24 protein-coding genes, 4 pseudogenes and 1 riboswitch are annotated in these 22,185 nt (G+C 37.2%); of the genes and pseudogenes, 22 read left to right on the forward strand and 6 right to left on the reverse strand.

The window, feature by feature from the left end; genetic code table 11:
* Positions 1–54: 54 nt before the first annotated feature.
* From K364_RS27740 to K364_RS0100590, 3 genes and pseudogenes are all read left to right on the forward strand, one after another.
* Positions 55–204: pseudogene (locus K364_RS27740) on the forward strand (IS110 family RNA-guided transposase); the annotation flags it as partial.
* A 90-nt stretch (positions 205–294) separates the two neighbouring features.
* A pseudogene (locus tag K364_RS27745) lies at positions 295–693 on the forward strand (transposase); the annotation flags it as partial.
* 35 nt (positions 694–728) lie between these two features.
* Positions 729–1,577: a BRO-N domain-containing protein gene (locus tag K364_RS0100590; RefSeq protein WP_035267373.1), complete on the forward strand. Its 849-nt coding sequence runs from the start codon at positions 729–731 to the stop codon at positions 1,575–1,577.
* Positions 1,578–1,817: 240 nt separating this feature from the next.
* Here the strand turns inward: K364_RS0100590 and K364_RS0100595 are convergent, their stop codons facing one another.
* Positions 1,818–3,059, reverse strand: a complete 1,242-nt coding sequence (locus K364_RS0100595) for an IS4 family transposase (protein WP_028306399.1) — start codon at positions 3,057–3,059, stop codon at positions 1,818–1,820.
* A 336-nt stretch (positions 3,060–3,395) separates the two neighbouring features.
* On the opposite strand from K364_RS0100595, the gene K364_RS0100600 reads away from it, so the two are divergent.
* Positions 3,396–3,671: an AbrB/MazE/SpoVT family DNA-binding domain-containing protein gene (locus K364_RS0100600; RefSeq protein WP_028306400.1), complete on the forward strand. Its 276-nt coding sequence runs from the start codon at positions 3,396–3,398 to the stop codon at positions 3,669–3,671.
* A gap of 149 nt (positions 3,672–3,820) precedes the next feature.
* Here K364_RS0100600 and K364_RS27750 read toward each other — a convergent pair whose 3' ends face one another.
* A complete protein-coding gene (locus K364_RS27750) occupies positions 3,821–3,964 on the reverse strand; it encodes a DUF6809 family protein (protein WP_422857194.1) in 144 nt (47 codons plus the stop codon).
* 155 nt (positions 3,965–4,119) lie between these two features.
* Between K364_RS27750 and K364_RS0100605 the strand changes: the two genes are divergently transcribed.
* Together K364_RS0100605 and K364_RS0100610 are read left to right on the forward strand one after the other, a co-directional pair.
* Positions 4,120–4,362, forward strand: coding sequence for a hypothetical protein (locus tag K364_RS0100605; RefSeq protein ID WP_028306401.1), 243 nt, complete (start codon positions 4,120–4,122; stop codon positions 4,360–4,362).
* Complete coding sequence (locus tag K364_RS0100610; protein WP_028306402.1) at positions 4,352–4,786, forward strand: PIN domain-containing protein; 435 nt, start codon at positions 4,352–4,354, stop codon at positions 4,784–4,786. The genes K364_RS0100605 and K364_RS0100610 overlap by 11 nt, the downstream gene beginning before the upstream one ends.
* On the opposite strand, the gene K364_RS22340 is transcribed toward K364_RS0100610, so the two are convergent.
* Together K364_RS22340 and K364_RS22345 are read right to left on the reverse strand one after the other, a co-directional pair.
* The gene (locus K364_RS22340) at positions 4,772–5,593 is read right to left on the reverse strand and encodes an alpha/beta hydrolase (protein WP_051533707.1); all 822 of its coding nucleotides are present in this window, start codon (positions 5,591–5,593) and stop codon (positions 4,772–4,774) included. The two genes, K364_RS0100610 and K364_RS22340, sit on opposite strands and share 15 nt — an antisense overlap.
* A gap of 156 nt (positions 5,594–5,749) precedes the next feature.
* Positions 5,750–7,036, reverse strand: a complete 1,287-nt coding sequence (locus K364_RS22345) for a glycosyltransferase family 4 protein (protein WP_051533708.1) — start codon at positions 7,034–7,036, stop codon at positions 5,750–5,752.
* A 186-nt stretch (positions 7,037–7,222) separates the two neighbouring features.
* On the opposite strand from K364_RS22345, the gene K364_RS0100625 reads away from it, so the two are divergent.
* The 13 genes and pseudogenes from K364_RS0100625 (at position 7,223) to K364_RS0100680 (ending at position 15,986) form a co-directional block, all read left to right on the forward strand.
* On the forward strand, positions 7,223–7,405 hold the full coding sequence (locus K364_RS0100625) for a hypothetical protein (RefSeq protein WP_028306403.1): 183 nt from the start codon (positions 7,223–7,225) through the stop codon (positions 7,403–7,405).
* 121 nt (positions 7,406–7,526) lie between these two features.
* On the forward strand, positions 7,527–9,137 hold the full coding sequence (locus tag K364_RS0100630) for an IS1634 family transposase (RefSeq protein WP_028306404.1): 1,611 nt from the start codon (positions 7,527–7,529) through the stop codon (positions 9,135–9,137).
* A 30-nt stretch (positions 9,138–9,167) separates the two neighbouring features.
* Positions 9,168–9,359 (forward strand): annotated as a pseudogene (locus tag K364_RS0100635) (DUF4130 domain-containing protein); the annotation flags it as partial.
* Between the two features lies 1 nt (position 9,360).
* Positions 9,361–10,065, forward strand: a complete 705-nt coding sequence (locus K364_RS22350; protein WP_051533709.1) for a radical SAM protein — start codon at positions 9,361–9,363, stop codon at positions 10,063–10,065.
* A gap of 53 nt (positions 10,066–10,118) precedes the next feature.
* Positions 10,119–10,679: a flavodoxin family protein gene (locus K364_RS0100645; RefSeq protein ID WP_028306406.1), complete on the forward strand. Its 561-nt coding sequence runs from the start codon at positions 10,119–10,121 to the stop codon at positions 10,677–10,679.
* 181 nt (positions 10,680–10,860) lie between these two features.
* On the forward strand, positions 10,861–12,015 hold the full coding sequence (locus K364_RS0100650; RefSeq protein WP_277995520.1) for a radical SAM protein: 1,155 nt from the start codon (positions 10,861–10,863) through the stop codon (positions 12,013–12,015).
* 191 nt (positions 12,016–12,206) lie between these two features.
* Positions 12,207–12,635 carry a hypothetical protein gene (locus K364_RS22355; protein ID WP_156946367.1) on the forward strand — a complete coding sequence of 143 codons (429 nt, stop codon included), beginning with the start codon at positions 12,207–12,209 and terminating at the stop codon, positions 12,633–12,635.
* A 435-nt stretch (positions 12,636–13,070) separates the two neighbouring features.
* A riboswitch (cyclic di-GMP riboswitch) is annotated at positions 13,071–13,162 on the forward strand.
* A gap of 148 nt (positions 13,163–13,310) precedes the next feature.
* Positions 13,311–13,448, forward strand: coding sequence for a hypothetical protein (locus tag K364_RS26530; protein WP_156946368.1), 138 nt, complete (start codon positions 13,311–13,313; stop codon positions 13,446–13,448).
* 46 nt (positions 13,449–13,494) lie between these two features.
* Entirely contained in the window at positions 13,495–14,172 is a 678-nt protein-coding gene (locus K364_RS0100665) for an EAL domain-containing protein (RefSeq protein ID WP_028306408.1), read from the forward strand.
* A 197-nt stretch (positions 14,173–14,369) separates the two neighbouring features.
* Positions 14,370–14,765, forward strand: a complete 396-nt coding sequence (locus K364_RS0100670; RefSeq protein WP_028306409.1) for a hypothetical protein — start codon at positions 14,370–14,372, stop codon at positions 14,763–14,765.
* A 143-nt stretch (positions 14,766–14,908) separates the two neighbouring features.
* Positions 14,909–15,016 (forward strand): annotated as a pseudogene (locus tag K364_RS25995) (type II toxin-antitoxin system HicA family toxin); the annotation flags it as partial.
* A 36-nt stretch (positions 15,017–15,052) separates the two neighbouring features.
* Positions 15,053–15,466 (forward strand): type II toxin-antitoxin system HicB family antitoxin, encoded by a 414-nt coding sequence (locus K364_RS0100675; protein ID WP_028306410.1) that lies wholly within the window; start codon positions 15,053–15,055, stop codon positions 15,464–15,466.
* Between the two features lie 229 nt (positions 15,467–15,695).
* Positions 15,696–15,986, forward strand: a complete 291-nt coding sequence (locus K364_RS0100680) for a hypothetical protein (RefSeq protein ID WP_028306411.1) — start codon at positions 15,696–15,698, stop codon at positions 15,984–15,986.
* 166 nt (positions 15,987–16,152) lie between these two features.
* Here K364_RS0100680 and K364_RS0100685 read toward each other — a convergent pair whose 3' ends face one another.
* Positions 16,153–16,740 (reverse strand): VanZ family protein, encoded by a 588-nt coding sequence (locus K364_RS0100685; protein ID WP_028306412.1) that lies wholly within the window; start codon positions 16,738–16,740, stop codon positions 16,153–16,155.
* A gap of 295 nt (positions 16,741–17,035) precedes the next feature.
* On the opposite strand from K364_RS0100685, the gene K364_RS0100690 reads away from it, so the two are divergent.
* Positions 17,036–19,069: a thioredoxin domain-containing protein gene (locus tag K364_RS0100690; protein WP_028306413.1), complete on the forward strand. Its 2,034-nt coding sequence runs from the start codon at positions 17,036–17,038 to the stop codon at positions 19,067–19,069.
* Positions 19,070–19,176: 107 nt separating this feature from the next.
* On the opposite strand, the gene K364_RS0100695 is transcribed toward K364_RS0100690, so the two are convergent.
* Positions 19,177–19,638 (reverse strand): hypothetical protein, encoded by a 462-nt coding sequence (locus K364_RS0100695; protein WP_028306414.1) that lies wholly within the window; start codon positions 19,636–19,638, stop codon positions 19,177–19,179.
* Positions 19,639–20,109: 471 nt separating this feature from the next.
* Here K364_RS0100695 and K364_RS0100705 point away from each other — a divergent pair, with 471 nt between their 5' ends.
* Entirely contained in the window at positions 20,110–21,378 is a 1,269-nt protein-coding gene (locus tag K364_RS0100705; protein ID WP_051533710.1) for a DUF418 domain-containing protein, read from the forward strand.
* Between the two features lie 77 nt (positions 21,379–21,455).
* On the forward strand, positions 21,456–22,118 hold the full coding sequence (locus tag K364_RS0100710) for a Fic family protein (protein WP_051533734.1): 663 nt from the start codon (positions 21,456–21,458) through the stop codon (positions 22,116–22,118).
* Positions 22,119–22,185: the final 67 nt, after the last annotated feature.

Genomic DNA, 22,185 nt, shown 5'->3' on the forward strand with positions numbered 1-22,185 from the left:
AGGTTGCCGGTACTCGGGACTTGAAGCGGAGAGCAGGACAAAAGAAGGGATGATATGCAGAGAAGAGAAAACTACCTCTATGTCGGTATGGATCTGCACAAGGACACCCATACCGCTGTTTTAGTGAATTGCTGGAATGAAAAATTAGATGCAATTGTTATCGAAAACAAACCCAGCGAGTTTAATAAGCTGGCAAAGAAGGTTGCGCGTTGTCTTGAGCAGCAAAAGGAAGAAATAGCCCTGGTCGATTGTGAAATCGAAAGGATGCTGAGGTATTTTGACTATAAACTAACAACAATACCGGGCGTTAACATTGCCATAGCAAGCAAACTCATTGCCGAAATCGGTGACATACGCCGTTTTCCAAGTGCTGATAAACTGGCTCGTATGCAGGAATTGCGCCAATAAAGTTCAGTTCCGGCGGCAAAGGCAAGGAGCAAAGCTCAAAACAAGGTAACCGTGAGCTGCACGGATTATTTTATTTTCTGGCGGTAACCATGGTATCTGTTTCAACAGCCGGAAAGCCTTATAACCCCATATTCCGAGCTTATTTTCTCCGCAAAATCAGCGAGGGCAGACGAAATCCAGGCGTTGGTTTGTATTATGCGCCGATTAGTAAACATTGTTTACGGCATGATGAAGAACAAGACGGAGTATAGGCCTTATGTGCTGTCAAAAGATAAAACTATTTGATAGAATTATAGAAAAAGATGTAAAGGGTGTGGGGCATGAGCAATATAAAACTTTTTGAATCAAAGAAAGTGCGGTCATTATGGAATGATGATGAGCAGAAATGGTATTTTTCGATAATAGATATTGTAGAAATTCTCACAGACACAGATAATCCAAGAAGATATTGGAGCGACCTAAAAAGAAAGCTGAAAAAAGAAGGTTTTATTCAGTTGTACGATTTTATCGTACAACTGAAAATGGAGGCGTCTGATGGCAAAAAATATCTTACAGACTGCGCAAATGCAGAAGTATTGTTGAGGATTATACAGACAATACCTTCTCAAAAAGCAGAGCCGTTCAAACGGTGGCTGGCTCAAGTCGGTTATGAAAGACTCGAAGAAATTGAAAATCCTGAACTTGCCACTCAACGCATTAGGGAAACCTATAAAATGAAAGGTTACAGCGATGATTGGATAGAAAAACGCATGCGTGGAATTGCAGTTCGAGATGAATTAACGGACGAATGGAAAAAGAGAGGGCTCAAAGAGCAGAGGGAATATTCAATATTAACCGCAGAAATAAGCCGCGCAACATTTGGGATGACGCCTTCCGAATACAAAAAATTTAAAGAACTAAGCAAGCCAACTGATAATCTCCGGGATCATATGACAGACCTTGAGTTGATTTTCACTATGCTTGGTGAGGCTTCTACAACGGAAATTTCAAGAAAACGAGATGCCCAAGGATTTTTAGAAAATCTCACAGCAGCCCATGAAGGCGGCACTGTTGCAGGAAATGCGAGGAAAGAACTCGAATCCAAAACAGGAACCAAAGTTGTCACAAAGGAAAACTACAAGGAATTGACCGAAGGTAAGAAGCGTAAGCAGTTAAAAGATAAGCAGTAATGTTTTATTAAAATAAACCCTGCCCGAAAGAGGACAAACAACATACTTTCAAAAATTTACAAGTTGGATCAGTAGTGTTGCATAAAAATTTTCTAACATTGTCAAACCCAGAAAATAGCAATAATTAACTATGGATAATTAAGCTAAATATGTTTAAATTTAACAATTAAATTTCCTGATCAAATTGCCAAAAAGGCGAAGTAAGGGGTAGTCCTTATCCACATTTTGACAGTATGCGCTTTACAGTAGTACTGGGTCATAAGTAAGATCATCTAAATGATCTGATTCGCCTGCTATCACCTGCCTTAGAGTCATTTTGTAAGTTAGTTCGTGGTCAATTTTTCGTCGCCCCTTCGAGGTCCGCTTAGGTTTTCGATGAAGCTTGCGAATAAATGTACTAAATGCTTCTAATAAGCAAGTGATTAGCATTCTTTTAAAATTTAGCATTAAACCCTGATAGCCAGTTTTTAATTTAAGCAGCATCAGCAAGCAATGTGTTATTAGTGCTATTAGTATCTGGTTTTCCACTGCCTGGGGACTTTGCCCATAAAAGTGCTTAATGCAAAACTGCTGTTTGAGCCATTTGAAAAATACTTCTATTTGCCAGCGATAGAGGTAAATACTACTTAACTCATCTACAGATAGTTCTAGCTTATTCGTTATGATAATTATCTTATTGCCTTTACTGTCTTGTGTCTCTATAAGCTGTAGGGGATGCTCCATTTTTGTAGAGCCATCTTTACCAAGGCGTACTAGCTGATGTTTTGTTATGTTACCAGAGGTTGGATAATCTTCTATTACTTCTACTATTGCATTGCTTTTTAAGCGACTGACGAAGTAAATACCCTCTTTACAGTATGCATCAAATTTCTCATAATCAACATACGCCCTGTCAAAAACATAGATGGTTCCTTGTTCATAGATTATCATATCATCCATCATGTTTTTATCTGCAGGCTTTGCTGGTGTAACTATTGCTTCTTCTGGTATAACCACACCATTGCAGAATTCAAGTAGTAAATGAAGCTTTATCCCTGCTTTAGTTTCTCTGAATTTAGCCCATCTAAACAGAGATAAACATAAGCTTATGGCGCTAGAATCAAGTATTAGCAACCGTCCCATTTCTTGACGTATTCTATCATGACCAAGTTCTTTACCAAGTTGCGTAGTGATATTTTTGAATAAATAAGCTACTACCTCTACTGGTAGATCTCTTAATCTACGAGATATTTGTGAAGGACTAAAGGATTCACAATCAAAAGCTTCGCAAAATTCATCATTATTAAAGTCATTGCTAATATCTCTTAAACTGGCTCTTTGATTAATCTGAGAATTGGCTAGTAGTTCAATGAATTCTAATGTGTTAAACTTCTTGAAATACTTATCGGCTTCCATGTCTGATAAAAAACTTAAAAAATTTTCGTTAATTATTGGTTTAAACAGTTGAAAAAAAGTGGATTTATTGATATCCTTGCCTTGCATGATTTACTCCTTTATATTAGGGATTTGGCAAGGACTACCTTGTTATCTCTATTATAAAGGATTTTTTAATGCAAATACAGCAAAATATCTATTTTATCTTCTTAATTCGCAGCATTTCTTTGATTATCAAAATTTATTATAACTTGACAAATTCTAAATGTTTTTTTGCAACGTTACTGAAGTTGGATATAAATCCGTAGCAGATGTTGTTATAGTGTTTAATGTGGAAGCGAATCAAGATAAGCTTGTAAGCATCCATTTTTACTCATCTGGCATATAATATAATCAAGTAAGGAATGCAAGGATGAAGAGAAAAGTAAGAAGGGAGTTTTAAATATGGAAGTCGCAAGAATTACATCAAAAGGCCAAATAACGATACCGATTGAAATCAGAAAAAAGCTTAATCTAAAAGAGGGCGATAAGATAATATTTTTAGAACAAGACGGCAGGATATATTTTGAAAACGCTGCATTATTGGCATTTAATAGGATACAAGACGCAATGGCAGGTGAAGCACAAAAAGCAGGCTGCAATTCTCCGGAAGAAATGAATAAACTTGTGAAGGAAATAAGAAAAGAAATGTGGGAAGAACGATATGCGAATAATGATTGATACCAATGTCCTGATTTCAATTATTTTTTTTTCCATCAGTACAGATGAATGAACTTAAAACAAAGCTTTGCAAGAAACATGCGATAGTATTATGCTCTCATATTGTTGAGGAACTTAACAGGGTTACAAAACGCAAATTTGCTCACAAATTAAAGGATTTGGATGAGTTTCTGACAGATTTCCATTGTGCCGGATATTTTTTTGTTTAATGGATAGTACTCCGGGTCTCTTGAAATAATCAATTCATCTGGATATATGTTGCCGTCAAAGAGTTCTTTCAAAATGGTTTTCATAGGCTACTTTCAAGGAGTTGCGGCAAAACAAACCGACAGCACCATGACGGATGAAGAAATGTTAAAACTCGTTCATTAGTCCCAGCCATAGGTAGTTCATTCTTGATATTCACGTATAAACGTGTTACACTTATTTTAGTGGAGGTGTGGTGAACATGGAAAACCAGAATATTACTCTTTCAATACCCAAGGAAATACTAAAACAAGTCAAGCTTATAGCTGTACAAAAAAATACTTCTGTCTCCAAGTTGTTAACGCAAAAGCTTCAAGAAATTGTAGAAAAAGAAAAGGCTTACTTGAGAGCAAAAGAGAGACAGGTTTACCTTGTACAGGAAGGTTTTGACCTACAAGTAAAGGAGCAGCCTTCCTGGAAAAGAGATGAACTATATGATCGTTGATAGTAATAAACAATTCTTGGATACCAATATTCTAGTTTATTGTTACGATTCTAGCAGCAAAACTAAACATGGAATAGCCAAGGAACTATTCATTAACCTATGGGAAAATAATAAAGGATGTTTAAGCATACAGGTCATGCAGGAGTTTTATGTTGTGGTTACCCAGAAGGTACCTGTTCCTTTGAACAAGGATAAAACCATTCAAATAATTAAAGACTTAAGTTTATGGCCTTATCATGTGCCGGATGGGGCAGATGTTATAGAAGCAATTAATATCCAGGAAAGAAATAAAATATCTTTTTGGGATGCAATGATTGTTAATAGTGCAAAGGCCTGCGGATGTGGTGTCATATGGTCTGAAGATTTAACCCACGGGCAGATCTATGAAGGCGTTAAAGTGCTTAATCCTTTATGTCAAACTTAGCAGAAATTCATTAATTTTTTTTATAAATGATCCATCATGATGCAAATCATTATGCCCTCTGCCTTGTATTACGTGCCAGAAATAATTGCCTCCCCACGACTCAATTAGCTTTTGAGAACGTTCTTGTGATATAACCCTATCTTCACTTGCAGTAATGGCCAGTAAAGGAACCTTCAAGTCATGAGCAATCTCCACAACATTAAATGGATGCTTTAACAGATTTGATACTAGTATAGAAGGTAAAGTTTCCTTTGCCACATTAGCTATACTATCATAGGGTGAAATCAATATAATACCCTTTAAATCTCTTTCTTTAGCCAGATGTATGGCAACCCCTGTTCCCAGACTTCGTCCCATTACTGCTATCTGACCTGCATCTATATCATTTCTTTGAGAAAAATAATCATAAATCTCAACGGCATCATTATAAAGATATTCTTGACCTGGCTTTCCCTGACTCAGGCCATAACCCCTATAATTAATAAGTGCCATGGACCAGTTATCTATTTTAAATGCGTTTTCAATTTGCCATGAAACTTCTTCAGCATTGCCCCCAAAATAAATAATTAAGGGACTCTTTTTATATGAAGAGTTTTTAACAAGCCAACCGTTCAGTTCTATATTATCAGGTGCTATAATGGATATTTCCTCTATATTTGTTGGATATGTATTTCTAATATAGGCTAATCTCTCCTGGCTTACTGGCTGTCTTAAAAATAACATTTTTTCCTGTAAAAAATAAAAACAGGCAATAGTGGCCACTCCTATAACAACTATTAGAAACAACAACTTTTTTATTGCATCCATAATAACCTCTCTCCCAGGCTGTGTTTGACTAATACCATTAATACCATTAAGCAATGCTAAACAAATCTAAGTTGATATTTTTGCCGTTATGGCGGATGATTTTGCTTTGTTAATATTTTAATAATTGTTAATTAATTTAAATATGATAGGCTATTATTAAAGGTATTGGCAATTTTTATCCGATAGAATGTTAGATGTTGTAGCTAGTGATAGAAGTTTCATTTTATCTTCAACTCTTCCAAAAACAGCAGCCCATGACTTGTTTTTAATTGCCATAAGCACTTTGGAATCCAGGATTGTGCCATGGGTTAATAATTCATTTATCTGATGCTCAATTGACGTTTTTAAGTTGTCTTCAAACATGGGCAGCTCACATGGTACTGGGTCGTCAACATTAATAAGATTAGGGATTTGGACATAGGAGATTAGACCACTTTCATTAATTTCCGAACCAAGCCATTGTCTGAGGCCAGGAACTTCAGTTGTCACAACGCGTAATCCTGATGCCATGGCTTCAATAACTACTAGAGCAAGGCCCTCATAGAAGGAAGGCAGAACAAAAATGTGTGCCTCTCTGAATATTTCCCCAAGCTTTTCTTGCGAAACCTTTCCACAAAAAGTTACTTTGTTCCTGCATTTTTCTATAGCCTTTAGAATTTCTGCATATTCATTTCCTGTACCTGAGCCTACAATTAATAACTCCAATTCATGTCCTTTAGCCTTTAGGCCATCATAAGCCTTGAGCAAACAGGGAATTCCCTTTGAGTTGCTTAGTTTTCCGGCATATACTAGCTTAATGTGCTTGTTATCCAGGCCACATTTTCCTGGATAGAAGATGTGGGAGCTAAAACCCCCGCCGGCAACAAAAATCCTGTCTTCAGGTATTCTGTAGCAATTACTAATCTCTTTTTTTTGAAATTGTGTCAGAGCTGCAATTGCATCTAGTTTTGAGCATCCTTCAACAACCTCTTTATAAAAACTCTTTTCCTGTTTTAGCAGCCTTATATCAGTTCCATGGCATATTCCAACAATAGGAATGTTAGGAGCTATATTTGCTGCTAAAGAAGTAAGGAGCCATAAATGATGACTAATTATGATATCTGGAGCAAATTCTTCAAGTGCCTTTTTTATATTACTAGTAAAGGCTTCTTTCCACTGATGGTATTTTATGCCAGCAAGGTCCTTGTACTGGGTACTTTCATATGGCATTACATTACTCATGCCCACCACTGGAAAAGGCAAACTGCTGGTTTTAAAGACTACTGGGTATACTATGATTTCTCCATTTTTAATAAAGGCAGCAATGTTGTCCTGTGCCGAAGCCCCAAATATAACAGCCTGTTTATAACTGTTATTGTGAGCTTCCTGCAAAAAGGACTGCAAGTAGACACCACTTCCAGTAAAACCAGGTTTTTGGGAGTAAATGTGCAGAATTCGTTTCATGATAATCACCAGATTAATAGGTAGTTAGAACCTAAAATGCTGTTAAGGGCTAACTTTTATAATTAATTATAACTTAATTTTCTTTTAAAAACTAAATGTTTTATTTTCGCAAATTTATCAGCTTACCTTCTTCACCAAAGAGTTCTTAGGCTGCTAGCAGCTATTCATTATTTAGGAAGTGGTTACATGATAGTATATATTTATGATGGCACCTTCTCTGGCCTGCTGACTGCTGTCTATGAAGCCTTTTACCAGAAAGAAAAGCCTGGGCAGATATTAAAGGAATGGGATTATAGTCAGAATCAAAATTGGATTATCCACGATATTAAAAGAAAGACAGCCATAGTTTATAACCTACCCTCCCGCTGACACATAACGAGTCAGCGAAGAAAGAGTTAAAAAACCATTGAAATTACTACTTTCTAGCACATTTATAGTTGCCTCACTCCTCGTTATAGTGATACAATATACATAACGAGGAGGTGTTCTGATGACCGCCATTATTCACCAGAAAGACAAGCGATCCGGTATTACATATGCGTATGAGTCCGTGTCCTACTGGAACAAGGAAAAGCAACAGTCGCGTTCTAAGCGAACCCTCATTGGCCGGGTGGATGACAAGACCGGTGAAATCCTTCCGACAGACGGCCGGGGGCGGAAAAAGAAGGATAAATCTCTTCCTGCAAAAAAAGGCCCGGTTCCTGCAGAGAAAACTGCCCGTTCTTTTTATGGTGCCACGTATCTACTGGATACCATTGGCGAAAAGCTGGGCATCGCCCAGGATTTAAAGGCCTGTTTTCCGGAAACCTACCTGCAGATCCTATCCACGGCCTATTATCTGGTACTGGAAGATCACAACCCGCTGTATCGTTTTGAAAAATGGGGAAGCCTACACAAACACCCCTACGGCAAAACCATTACATCCCAGCGTAGCAGCGAATTGTTCGGATCCATCACAGAACAAGACAAGCAGCAGTTCTTTAAGCTTCAGGGGAAACGCAGGAGTGAAAATGAATACTGGGCCTACGACATTACCTCTATCTCCAGCTATTCCCAATGTCTGCGACAAGTGCAGTACGGTAAAAACAAGGAGGATGACAGGCTTCCACAGCTTAACCTGGCCCTGGTTTTTGGTGAAACGTCCAACCTGCCTTTTTACTATCGAAAGCTGGCAGGCAACATTCCAGACTCCAAAACCCTGAAGCACTTATTGGCGGAATTAGACACCTTGGGTTTTGCCAAAATTAAGCTTGTTATGGACCGGGGTTTTTACAGTGAAGAAAACATTAATGCCCTCTTTAAAGACCATCTGAAGTTTCTCATCGCTGGCAAAATGTCTTTGAACTTCATGAGGTCGAACCTGGAAGGCATTTATGACAGCTTCCGCAGCTTTGAACACTACAATGAGACACATGAACTCTACTGCCGAACAGTTGAAACCCAGTGGCAGTATACTCAGTACCGACCGTACAAGAAGGAAACCCTGAAAGAACCCCGCCGGATCTATGTCCATTATTACTATAACATCGACAAAGCCGCCGAAGAGGAGAAAGCTTTTGACAGAAACCTAATGGCCCTGCGCCGCGAACTGGAATCCGGCAAGCGGATCCCAGAGCATGAAAACCAGTACAAAAAGTACTTTGATGTAAAGACCACACCCAAACGGGGCACAAAAGCAACAGTAAAGGAAGAAGCGGTTTTACAGGCCAAGAAGTATTTCGGGTTCTTTGCGCTTCTCACCAACCAACCTATGGACGCGGTAACCGCCCTGGAAATCTACCGGAACAAGGACCTGGTGGAGAAGGCCTTTGGCAACCTGAAAGAACGGTTAAACCTACGTCGCACCCTGGTATCCTCCGAGCAAAGCCTGGAAGGTAAGCTTTTCGTTGAGTTTGTGGCTTTGATATACCTGTCTTACATTAAAAAACAGATGCAGGTGTCGGGTTTGTTCAAAAAGTACACCATCCAGGAAGTTCTGGATAAGTTGGATGTCATTGAATGTTTTGAAACTCCCGGCCAGCAACTGCGTGTAGGCGAACTGCTGGAGAAGCAAAAGGAGATTTATCATGCACTGGGAGTTGAGCCGCCTACCTCGTTATGAGTTGGCGGGAATCCAGGTTATAACCAAACTGAATGGGTAATGACAGAGCTGGAGGTTACTCAAGCCTTACCAATAGATGAAGAAGAATATCTCTATCAAAAGGTATGGAAAACATATTTTGATAAGATTACTATAAGAGAAAGAAAGAATCCCAGACTTCAAAAAAGCTTTATGCCTTCCCGTCATTGGAAGCATCTTATAGAAATAGAGAGGGGTGATTGAAATGGGCTATGTTTATGGACCTGTAAACAGCAGGCGGCTGGGATGGTCTCTGGGGGTGGATTTAACTCCTGGGAGGGTCTGCAGTCTTGACTGTATTTACTGTGAGGAAGCCAGACCAACAGCAGTTCTAACCTGTATCAGAGGAGAATATGCCCCTGCAAAGCAGGTCATAGAGGAGATAAGGGCAAGGGCAGTTCCAGGACTTGATTTTATAACCTTTTCAGGATCCGGGGAGCCCACACTCCATAGTGGGTTGGGTGAAATAATTGCTGCAATCAAAGATCTCGGCATTCCAATAGCCGTACTTACAAACTCAACTCTCCTAAACCAGGCGGATGTCAGAAGGGATCTGGATTTGGCTGATTTAGTAGTACCCTCTCTTGATGCTGTTTCCCAGGATGTTTTTGAAAAGATCAATAGACCGTGTTCCTCTGTAAGTGTCCATGATGTCATTGAAGGAATCAAGGCCTTTTGTAATGTGTATAAAGGCAGAATATGGTTAGAAGTGTTATTGGTGAAGGGGGTAAATGAACATCCCCAGGAGATGCAGAAAATAGCCGAAATAGCCAATACCCTGCCCATAGAGAGGGTCCATCTAAACACTATCTGCCGCGGTGCAACGGTTAAAAAAATTGAACCAGTTGCCAAAGATATATTAATCGAGTATAAAAAACTATTTAATATCCCCGTAGAAATATTTGTATAATTATTGCCAATACTAAAAGTATAATTGTGGATAGTATGGGGAGGGTAAAAAGATTGGCAAAGAAAAATATATTGGTATTGACTGGAAGTGCGAGGAAAAATGGAAATAGTGATAGGATGGCTGATACTTTTATCAAAGAAGCTCTCTCGGTTGGACATGAAGTAACAAAATTTGAAACTGCTAAAAAAGAAATCCGTGGATGCATAGCATGTGAAACCTGTTGGAGCAAAGGAAAACCATGTTCCTTTCAAGATGACTTTGATGAGCTGGCACCATTATTAGAAACAGCTGATGTCATAGTATTTGCAACGCCCCTATATTGGTTTACTTTTCCTGCGCAAATCAAAGCATTTATTGACAAGTTATATGCTTATGCAGGGAAAAACTGTTTACGTCCTTTGAAAATTAAAGAATGTCTTCTTTTAGTGTGCGGTGCCGATGATAATTTGAAAATATTTGATGGAATAATAGCAACCTATAAAGAGATTGCCCATTATATGAAGTGGGAAGACAAAGGTATTGTGGCAGTGCCAAAGGTTAATAAAAAAGGCGACATTGAAGCAACAGATGGACTAGTGAAAGCGAAAGAATATGGAAAAATGTTAGGCCAATAAATTGGCAAGTTTCTAGTTGAACTAATCCAGCGGGAAACTCCAAATGAGTTTAAAATTTTTGCTTATTTACATGAGAGTCGAAAGGAATATCATAGTAGCTAATAGAATATTTTTTATAAGTTGAGTGAAATCTCCTTATTTGAGTTCATACTTCTGGCAGAGTATGAATATGGTGATTGGGATGATTATTTTGAAAAGAATTATTGAATCTCTTAAACTTTTTAAACCTAATAAGGCAAAGGCAAGACCGCTAGAGGCTATCCAGGTTGGTATTTCTCCTACTTGTAATCTAAAATGTACATTTTGCCCTACTGTTTACATGCCTGATACTGACCAGAGCCAAATGCCATTAGAGCTTTTTAACAGACTAGTGCCTTATTTTCCTATGGCTTATTGGGTTTACTTGCAGGGATGGGGAGAGCCTTTGCTAAATAAGCATATATGGAAAATGGCAGATATGGTAAAAGGGGCTGGTACTAAGGTTGGCCTTACAACAAATGGAACACTACTTAACGAGAATGCAATTGAAAAAGTGATATATCACAATATAGATTTGATATCCATATCCATTGTAAATGATACACCAGAAATTCACAACAAGCTGCGCAAGGGATCTGAATTAAACAGCATTATTGACAATGTAAGAAAACTTGTAGCACTTAAACAAAAAACCAATTCAACTTTATCAAATACACCAAAGATTAGTCTTTCCTATATGCTTACAACTGAAAGTATTAAAAATTTGCCTTCGATGGTGAAACTAGCTTGTGAACTTGGTGTTGACGATTTATATGCTACAAACTTAGATTATGTGTTTAATAATGAAGCCGATTTCAGTAAAGTTTTTAGCTGGGATGAAAAACCTAATCAAGAATATACAACGCTACTATCTCAAACCAAAGACCACGCTATAGCAAATAACTTTTCCTTTAGATACTGCAATATGACCCTAAAAGAGCAGGAGCAAGTTTGTAAGCTAGATCCTAATAAGTTTGTGTTTATTACATCCACAGGAGAAGTAACTCCCTGTACTTATCTTGGAAGAAAGATAAATCCAAGAATCTATAAAGGTAAAAGGTTTGAAATTCCACAAAAATCCTTTGGCAATATTAAAGATAAAACATTTCAAGAAATATGGGATAAAAAGGAATATGTTGAATTTAGAGAGTGTTTCTCTAATAGAAATAATGAGTATGTAATGCTTGTAGAGGAATTTATGTACGCTGAGCAGAGTCTGCCTAAGATAAAGGAGTTTGAAAGAAAATATGAGAATGCTATGATAAAATATTCCTTACCTAAAGAATGTCAAAGTTGTGTAAAGATATATGGGATTTAAGTAATTTTCTTAAATCTTCTCCATAGCATAGATAAATGTGCCCAAATATAACATATGTCACCTAAAACAAATAATATACCTCCATCTTATTCCTAAGTAAGGTTGTAATAATGTAAACAAAGAATCAAAAAAAGCAGCAGGAAATTCCTGGCTGGTGTAGAAATAACATGTACTGATTGAGTTGAAAAGGAATGATTAATGTTATGGGTTTTGAAGAAAAAGTAATGAATTACCTGGCTGAGATACATCAAAAGATTACAGGCATTGAGAATGAAGTGGCTGGTATCAAGAGCGAAGTGGCTGGTGTCAAGAATGAAGTGGCTGGTGTCAAGAGCGAAGTAGCCGATATTAAAAAGACTGTTATCCACATTGAGTATGACCATGGACAAAAGCTATCAGCTTTGTTTGACGGTTATGAACAAAATACCCAGGCTATTGAGCAGCTTAGAAAAGGGCAGGAACGGCTTGAACAAAGGGTGGACAGGTTGGAAAGCGGGATGAATAGAATTGTACAGGGCCAGGAGGAATTATCACTAAAAGTAGAACAGAACACCCAAGCCATAAAATCTTTAGAAGATAGAGTTGCAACTCAAGAGATTAAACTGCAGCTGATAAAATAATAAATTATGATTATAAAATGGACCTCTCTGGGGGTATATTTTTCACTATCAGACACCCATGCCATTTTACGGCACCACTGATGGATGAAAATTTATTTTTCAGGGCAGAAAGTATAACTTTTAAATGTAGATAGTCGTTGGCTAAAACCCAGCGTCTAAGCTGCTATCCGACATTAGAACATCGTGTTCTTTATAAGCAACTAAGGCTTTCGCTGGCACCAAAAGGCTTGGCGAAAGCCAAGTTTATGCTTAGTAAATATAAATATTGTACAACATATATTAACATAAATGCTAAATATCATCTATAAATAGTTGAATTCGACAATCATAGACAAATTTCCCGAAGGAATCTAAGATTTTATTGGGGAATTAGATTACTTTAGACTTTTGTCCTAAAGTAAATAGGACTAGGGTGAAATTTGATACAGCATTACTTGCTGAAAAAGGCAAAACTATCGAAAGGTAGTGACTGCAAAGCTATGGGTCTAAAGCTCTCTGCAAAGAGCTATGATCGCCAGGCCACCAGCTTATAATTTTTATTTAATTTTTAAATGGAGAGCTGGTTTTAACGGCTCTCTTTTTTATTGTCAATTATTATACGTGAAAGCAGCGGTATGATGTCAAGTAGGTAATTGAAAATTTTAACGAATTCGCTATACAAGGGGTGGTTTAAAAATGGAGAAAATCCAAGTACAGCTTAGTGAAGAGGAAAAAAGGTTTTTGCAACATACTCTCATGGAAAATATTAATAAGTCTAAATCTATTAAACTAAAACTAATGAGCTATATTAAGAAGATTCTAGGGCTAAAGTAATTTCATAAGTTAATGTTAAATAATAATAAAGTCAGGTGAAAAGTATATGTCAAGTCTTGCAGTAAGGGAAAGAAACAATATTTATCCAGTTTATCAACCAATTTATTCTCTAGAAAAAATGAGGATTGTAGGGTATGAAGCTCTAATTAGATCCCAAACTGGCCTCTCCCCAATAGAACTTTTCAATAGAGCTGAAAAGGAAGGGAGAACAGTAGAATTTGATATTGAATGTATAAATAGTGCAATATTAAACATTCCAAGAATCAGAGGGGTTCTTTTTTTAAATATTAGACCTTCCACATTAATGTGGTTGTCTAAAAACAATTATAACAGGCTAAATATTCCAACAAACAAGGTAGTTCTAGAAATAACTGAGGTGGAGGAAATCTCAGATATGGAATGCTTTATTAAAGTGCTAGAAAATTTAAGGGAGCTTGGTTATAGGTATTCCATTGATGATATTGCAACTGGTTTTAACAGACTTCATCTGGTTCTGGCTTCTGCTCCAGATTATATTAAGTTAGACGGTCCAATTATCAAGGATTGTGATAAATACTCAAATAAGTGTTCTGTTATTAAACACCTAGTAGCAATAGGAAAGGACATTGGAAGTATAGTTATTGCTGAAAATATTGAGAATTGCAATGAGCTTCAAATAGTTAAAGATTTAGGTGTTACATATGCACAAGGATTTTATTTAGGTAGGCCTTCTGCAGTTATATAAATAATATAAATCAGTTGGGGGATAATGTATGATTGGATGCGCTACGAATTAAGTGTACCAAAAACGTTTTTTATTTTAATAATAGCAAAATTTGTGTATAATTGTTAACAAAGTCATCAATAAATGAGGTGTACTAAGATTACTGCCTAAAACATATTATTTGCTTGATGAAATTTTTATACAGGAGGAAATTGATAATGATCACGATAGATGAAGTTATTAAGCTAATAAATAATGATAAATTAAAGACGAAGGATGGAAATTTTAGTATACATATAAGTAATTTTATTGATGATTTTATTAGAAGCGATAATAAAATAAGGACCAAGATGATTATTCATGAGCCTGCACAATATGGCATGGTGTCTAAAGAAGAGTATTCTTATGTGGCTGCACTTATTGAAAGGTTAGCTGATTATTATGGAGTTGATAAACCATTATGGATATATAATAAAGATAAGTATTATCTTGACAATCCATATTTCCCAATAGAATGTAAAGGCAGACCCCGTTGGTTTTTACTTATTGACAGCCCAGTTCCATTCAAAAAGAGAAATATATTTGTTTCAAATGACCATTTTATCAGAGTCTAGTAATTACCAATAATACTGAAGCCCAAAGAGGCTTCTTTTTTATTACCGTGTTCTTCTTGACGTGCGCATATATAAGGCGTATAATGAGTGATATAGGGAGGGGCAAAAATTGACTGTAAGAGAAATTTTAAAAATACTTTACTCAGCTTAAACACCCTATAAAACCTGGGAAAGTAACAGTACCTAAACATAAAGGTGATATTGCTCCTGGTACATTAAACAGCATACTAAAGCAGGCAGGGTTAAAATGAAGTACTTGCTTATATCATAGAAAGGGGACTTTTATTATGCGTAAACTCACATATTTTGCAGTATTTGAACCGACTGAAACAGGTTATAGTGTATATTTTCCTGACCTACCTGGCTGTGTGAGCTTTGGTGAGGACTTTGAAGATGCACAAAAACAAGCTTCCGAAGCATTAGGCTTGCATATATACGGTATGGAAAAGGATGGGGATGAAATACCTGCTCCATCTAAAACGCCTCAGGTAGATCCAGAAACAGCATCAGGATATATAATTTCTCCTGTTACTGTTTTCCCTAACCTTGTAAGAAATGAATTAGATAATAGGGCAGTAAAAACCAACTTAACTATACCTGCTTGGTTAAAAGAAATGGCAGAGGCCCAAGGGGTTAATTATTCAAAAATATTTCAAGCTGCTCTTATGGATTATCTTGGTGTGAATCAAAAAAACAACTAATATTGATAGCTAATTTAGAAGCCTTTATGGGCTTCTTTTTTACACTATCAGAAAGTATAACTTTTAAATGTAGATAGTATAAGTGCAACTAAGGCTTTCGCTGGCGCCAAAAGGCTTGGCGAAAGCCAAGTTTTCTTTATTATCTCTATTAAAACGTCGTAATAAGGCTTTCGTTTTCTTTTGTATTTAGTTATAATTGGTTTAGGAAATAATTAGGAGTGGTTAGATTATGAGTTTTGAGGATAAAATTCTTAACTATTTAGCTGAAATACATCAAAAGATTACAGGTATCGAGAATGAAGTAGCCGGTGTAAAAGCTGAAGTAGCTGGTGTAAAAGCTGAAGTAGCTGATATTAAAAAGACTGTTATTAATATTGAAAATAGTCATGGAGAAAAATTGTCAGCGTTATTTGATGGTTATGAGCATAATACTAAATCAATCAAGGAACTTAGCAAAGATGTTAAATCATTAGAAAAGAGAGTTGCAACTCAGGAAATAAAATTACAATTAATTAAATAGCAGCCATTTTTACTGCAATGGCATTTGCTAAAAATAGAAAGAGCGATGAACTCCTACTATAATAAGTGGAGAGTTAAAATAGTGAGAGTTAGCGTAATAGTTACCTCTCTTTTTTTATGGAGTAAAATAGACTGCAACTGTTCTGTAGGGTATTCTTTTTCCTATTTTAACCAGGTGCATTTTCCTGCTGCTGTTTTACGGCAGATTTTTCATGATGCGCAATTCTACACCGACCTCTTTTAGTTATGAAAAGAGAAAACATTATAAGGCAGATTGCCAGGGTAACACCGATCATATTGATAAAAACATCGACCATGCTGGAGTACCTTCCGTCTACAAAGGACTGCCTGTATTCATCTAGATAAGACAAGGCTCCACCCATTAAAAGAGACAGGACCACTGCTGCATATGATTTTTTAACATATTGGTGCAGAAGAAAGAAAACTGCAATAGTTATTATAAAGAAGATAAAAATGTGTGCTAGCTTACGAAGGAAAAACTCAATAATAATGGGATTTTCACGAGCATAGATTAAAAAGTCTTGAGTTAAGGTGTCTATATATCTTAGTTCATTAAAATCAAGGGGGATGAGACTTGCCAACCACTCAGAAAACCTTATCACAGTCAGGTCAAGGCTGATTAAAATGGAATTTATGGATTTTAATACTGGCAAAACCCTTAATCCAGGAATTGAAGACAAAAAGAATAAAGTACCTATCAACAAGATAACTATAATCCATGCCCCTTTTCGCATTAAAATCCCTCCATTTATCGACAATATTTCTACTAAAATTATAGCATATTTGCCGGTTAATATTTATGGAATGTGTTAAAAACAAAGTTTTTGTGAAGAATGGCAGGATTAAGTAGACTGAAACCTAATAAATGCTACAATTGGTTATACATAGTATATAAATCATAGTAAACTCAAAACCTATCATATAAACTGGTTTCGTGACGTTAAAAAGCAAAAAAACAGGAAATGTCCATGTGCCAAGAATAAGAATGGATATAATCAACCAAATTAATTAAAAGGAGGAGGTTGCCCAGTGGAAAATGCACATAAAGTAAATAGATTGATAGATGAAAAATCACCATATTTGCTCCAGCATGCCTATAACCCAGTTGACTGGTATCCCTGGGGTGAGGAAGCATTTGAAAAGGCTAAAAAAGAAGACAAACCTGTATTCTTAAGCATAGGCTACAGCACCTGCCATTGGTGTCATGTAATGGAACGGGAATCCTTTGAGGATGAAGAGGTTGCAGGGATTTTAAATAAATATTACATATCAATTAAAGTTGATAGGGAAGAAAGGCCCGATATAGATGCAATTTATATGGCAGTATGCCAGGCACTTACTGGGCAGGGCGGGTGGCCCCTGACCATAGTCATGACTCCTGATAAAAAGCCCTTCTTTGCAGGAACATACTTTCCTAAACAGAGGAAGTATGGAAGGTCAGGAATAATGGAAATACTTGAGCAGCTCCATGATGCATGGGAAACTAAAAGAGACAAGGTTCTTAGTGCGGGAGATTCTATTGTAAAAGGTATTGAGGATAAATACTTTCAAAGTGAAGCTGGTGTAGTTGGCAGGGATGCCCTTGAGCGTGCTTTTAATTATTATAGCCATACATTTGATACCCTGTATGGCGGATTTGGGGAAGCACCAAAGTTTCCTAGTCCACATAATTTAACTTTTCTGCTGCGTTATTGGAAAATGACTGGCAGCAAAAAAGCCCTGGATATGGTTGAAAAGACCCTTCAATCCATGTATCAGGGTGGAATCTACGACCACATTGGCTTTGGCTTTGCCAGATACTCAACTGACAAGAAATGGCTGGTGCCCCATTTCGAGAAAATGCTCTACGATAATGCGCTGTTAGCCATAGCTTATTTAGAGTGTTTTCAGGCTACTGGAAATCAATTTTATTCAAGGGTTGCCAGTGAGATTTTTACCTATGTACTTAGAGATATGACCTCAGAGGAGGGTGGATTTTACTCTGCAGAGGATGCAGATTCTGAAGGAGTAGAAGGTAAGTTTTATGTATGGTCTCTTGATGAGGTATTCGAGGTGCTCGGCAGGGACAGAGGAAAACTCTTTTGTCAGACCTTTGATATTACGAATATGGGAAATTTTGAGGGAGAGAGCATTCCCAACATTATTGGTAAAGACCTGGATACTGGACAAGATCTAACCGAGGAAAGAGAGAAGTTATTTAACCGTCGGAAGGAAAGGGTTCACCCACTTAAGGATGATAAGATCCTTACGGCATGGAATGGTTTAATGATAGCTGCCATGGCATTTGGTGGGCGGGTGCTGGGGGAGAGCAAGTACATTAAAGCAGCAGAAAGTGCGGCAGATTTTATAACAGCTAGACTAAAAAGAGCAGATGGCAGGCTTCTAGCCCGTTACAGGGATGGTGAAGCTGCATATTTAGCTTATGTTGATGATTATGCATTCATGATCTGGGGTTTAATTGAACTATATCAAGCCACTTTTAACCCGAGACACCTGGCTTTGGCTCTTGAGTTAAATAACAATATGCTCAGCCTGTTCTGGGATGAAAAGGAAGGCGGACTATATTTATATGGACATGATGGTGAAAGACTTATTGCAAGACCCAAGGAGTTATATGATGGTGCCATGCCCTCAGGAAATTCAGTAGCAGCAGTCAATTTCTTGAAATTAGCTGCCCTGACAGGGGATGAAAATATTTCTAGAATAGCCCAGAGGCAGTTAAAGACCTTTGGAGGTACAGTAAGCCAGTCGCCACCTGGATATGCACACTTTCTCATGGCAGTCTATTTTGCTGAGGTTGCCTCAACTGAAGTTAGTATTGTTGGAGACCTTGAAAGCAAAGAAACAGCAGCCTTGTTGAAGGCAGTAAATAAAGGCTTTAATCCTGAAAGGGTGGTTGCAGTTAAAATGCCTGGGGCCCCAGGAGATGAAATCAGCAGGTTGATTCCAATCCTAAATGAAAGAAAGGGCCTGGAGGGAAAGCCCACAGCTTATGTATGTAAAAATTTCTCATGTCAACCTCCCGTCACTGATGCCGCCCAGTTAGAGAAATTGCTTAACTAAGATTAAATCTTGGCAACAGGAGCTAAGGGGTGATAGTTAAGCTGATAGTTAAAGGGATAAATAATTTAAGCGCCAATTCTCCTAAGAAAAGGCGCTTTTTGCTTAACTTAAATCCCTTCCTCTTTTTTTACCAGACGTCTTTGGAAGTATAAAAATATGGGGAAGGGAATAATTATCCATCCGAAGCTTTTAATCAGGTTGTTTTTGGCCATGGAAACCTGCCGTTCTTTTTCTGCTTCAACTAGGGCATCGTATCTTGCCCTTAACTCTTCCTGGGATAGTTCTGGTTCATCTGTGCCTTCACCAGGAGGCTTTTCCGGCACCCCCCATCTTTGGTACTCATCAAAGGTTTGATAATAGGGTGCTGGTGCAACTATATCTGCAACAGCCATGAAGGCTGCCACACTTCCACCAATAGTCATCATTAATGTTGCAAATAAGACTAAATAGATATAGACATTTTTTATCACATCTTCTCCTCCTTCTTTTTCGGTGTTTAATTTAACTCCTACAATTAAAAGCAAAATCAAGGCAATAATTACTACAGGTACAATAAGTGATACAATCATATTTTCAACTCCAAATTCATTTTTAATTAGAGCAAGTATTACGTAAATAAAGCCATGGTAAGGGTTAGAACAGGGTTTTCGTAACTATATAGACGAAAAAATTTGTCTATAGTTTCATAGTTCAATGCAAAATGAGAATTAAAACCTTTTTACAAAAAATATTTCTGACTCCAATTTTACTATATTTTGAAGTTATATGGAAAGATTTTTTTGATATCATAGATATAATACAGAAGCTGCAGCACAAAGGCCTGGACCATTTTAGCTGTTAGGCTGCATACTGTCACTTGTATATGTTGCGGAAACACCTGTAGGGCTATATAATGGCTATATATATAATAGAACATGTGCCTCTTAAATTGTTACCCCAGATCTTATGGGGTTTTGTATGTATGTTAAAATATATGTGTTTTTAATAAAAAATTTAAAAAAATAAAATCAGGCAAAATATGCAAAGGAAGGATTGATGAAATGAACGACCAACCCCAGGGTGTGGATTTAAATAACACACTAATAGATGGGCCTGTGCAGCCCCAGGAAAGAATTGAAGTCCTTGATGTTATACGCGGATTTGCCCTGCTGGGAATATTAATTGTAAATATGGCATATTTCAGTTACCCCCTTATGTACCTGGAAATACTAGGCAGGGAAATGTGGACAGCTGCCTCGGATAAAGCAGTTTTTGCAGTTATCAACCTCTTTATTGAGGGGAAATTCTATTCCATGTTTTCCTTTCTTTTTGGCCTTGGTTTTGTAATATTTATTGAGAGGGCCAGGGCAAGAAGCAGCAGGCCGACACTTCTTTTTTATAGAAGGCTTTTCATATTACTGCTTATAGGTTTAGTTCATGCTTTTTTTATCTGGTTTGGAGATATTCTCGTTTCTTACGCACTACTTGGTTTATTATTGCCCTTATTCTTTAACCGCAAACCTAAAACCATTCTTATATGGATTGCAGTATTTTTCTTTATAGCAGTACTACCTGTGGCTTTAATGGTTTTATCCACAGGGCTATTAGATGAAGCAGGCTATGCTGCTTACATGCAGGAATTTTTTGCCGTTATGGAAAGTAAGGTAGACAATTCTCTTTATGCCTATAGTCAGGGTACCTTTGCTGAGCTAATGGCCCAGCGTGTGGAGGACACCCTCTTTACATATAATTATTTCTTTTTTGTTGCACCTTTAATTTTTCCCATGTTTTTATTAGGTCTTTATGCCGGCAAAAGGGGTGTGTTCCAGAACATTGAGGCCAATCTCCCCTCTATAAAAAGAATTTGGAAGTGGAGTTTGATTATTGGCTTTACCATGAGCATTGTAAAATATACAAGCAAACTTCAGATAGACCCGGTTACTGCCTCTTTCTATGATTTGATTAACATGGGTGCCAGGGTTTTTGCAGATCCTGGTCTAAGTGTTTTCTACATGACATCAATTGTGTTATTGTACCAAAATAGACAATGGATGGAGAGATTAAAGCCCCTGGCATATGTGGGCAGAATGGCCTTAAGCAATTATCTGTTCCAATCCATGGTTTGCACAACTATTTTTTACAGTTATGGGTTGGGACTTTATGGCCAGGTTGGGCATGCTGCAGGAATGGTTTTGACAATTACTATTTTTACTGCTCAAATCTTTATCAGCAGATACTGGTTAGAACGCTATCGCTTTGGCCCCATGGAGTGGGTTTGGAGAACCTTAACCTATGGCAAGCTTTCTGGGATGAAGCTAAGGAGCAGGTAAAGGCCAAGTCTTCTTTATTTTTTGGACCATATTGGTAAAATATATATAAACAGAGAAAAGAAAGGATTTGTATGGCAATGGCTTTCAAAAACTATCCAGATAAATGTAACATGTCTGTTAAAGAAAACGTATTTCATGCAAAAAAATTAATTGTACAAAACATCTACAATAGTGCTAGGCTAGAGGGTTGCAATGTTACCTTCCCGCAAACAGAAACCATATTAAGTGGTGTCAATGTTCCAGGAGTTAGTATTGATGATATAGAGTGCATACTTAACCTTAGAAATGCATGGCGATATATGCTAAAAACAATTGAAGCTCCATTGACTTTGGATTATATCTGTAAAATACACTCTGAGGTTGCAAGAAATGAAGCTCTAGAATGGGGAGTTTTGAGAAATGGTAAGGTAGGAATATCAGGAACTGCATATATTCCTCCTGTACCAGATGAAAAGGAAATAATAATTAGACTCAACGAAATATTAAGCCTTAACTCTGTAACTTCAAGATCCATATATTATTTTTTATGGGCCACACGTAGTCAATTGTTTTGGGATGGTAACAAAAGAACAAGTACATTAATTGCAAATAAAATACTTATATCTACAGGGAAAGGTATCTTTACTGTTAAAGAAAAAGACCTTCTTGAATTCAATGCCAAATTGCTAGCTTTTTATGATAGGGGGAATTATTCTAAGATTAACGATTTTCTGTATGAAAATTGTATTATTTGCTACTAATAATAGCGACACCTTAACTGGGTATTTTAGCCATACATAAAAAATAAAGGGGGCATGGCCAGCTGCT

Source organism: Desulfitibacter alkalitolerans DSM 16504 (assembly GCF_000620305.1).
Lineage (GTDB): Bacteria > Bacillota > DSM-16504 > Desulfitibacterales > Desulfitibacteraceae > Desulfitibacter > Desulfitibacter alkalitolerans.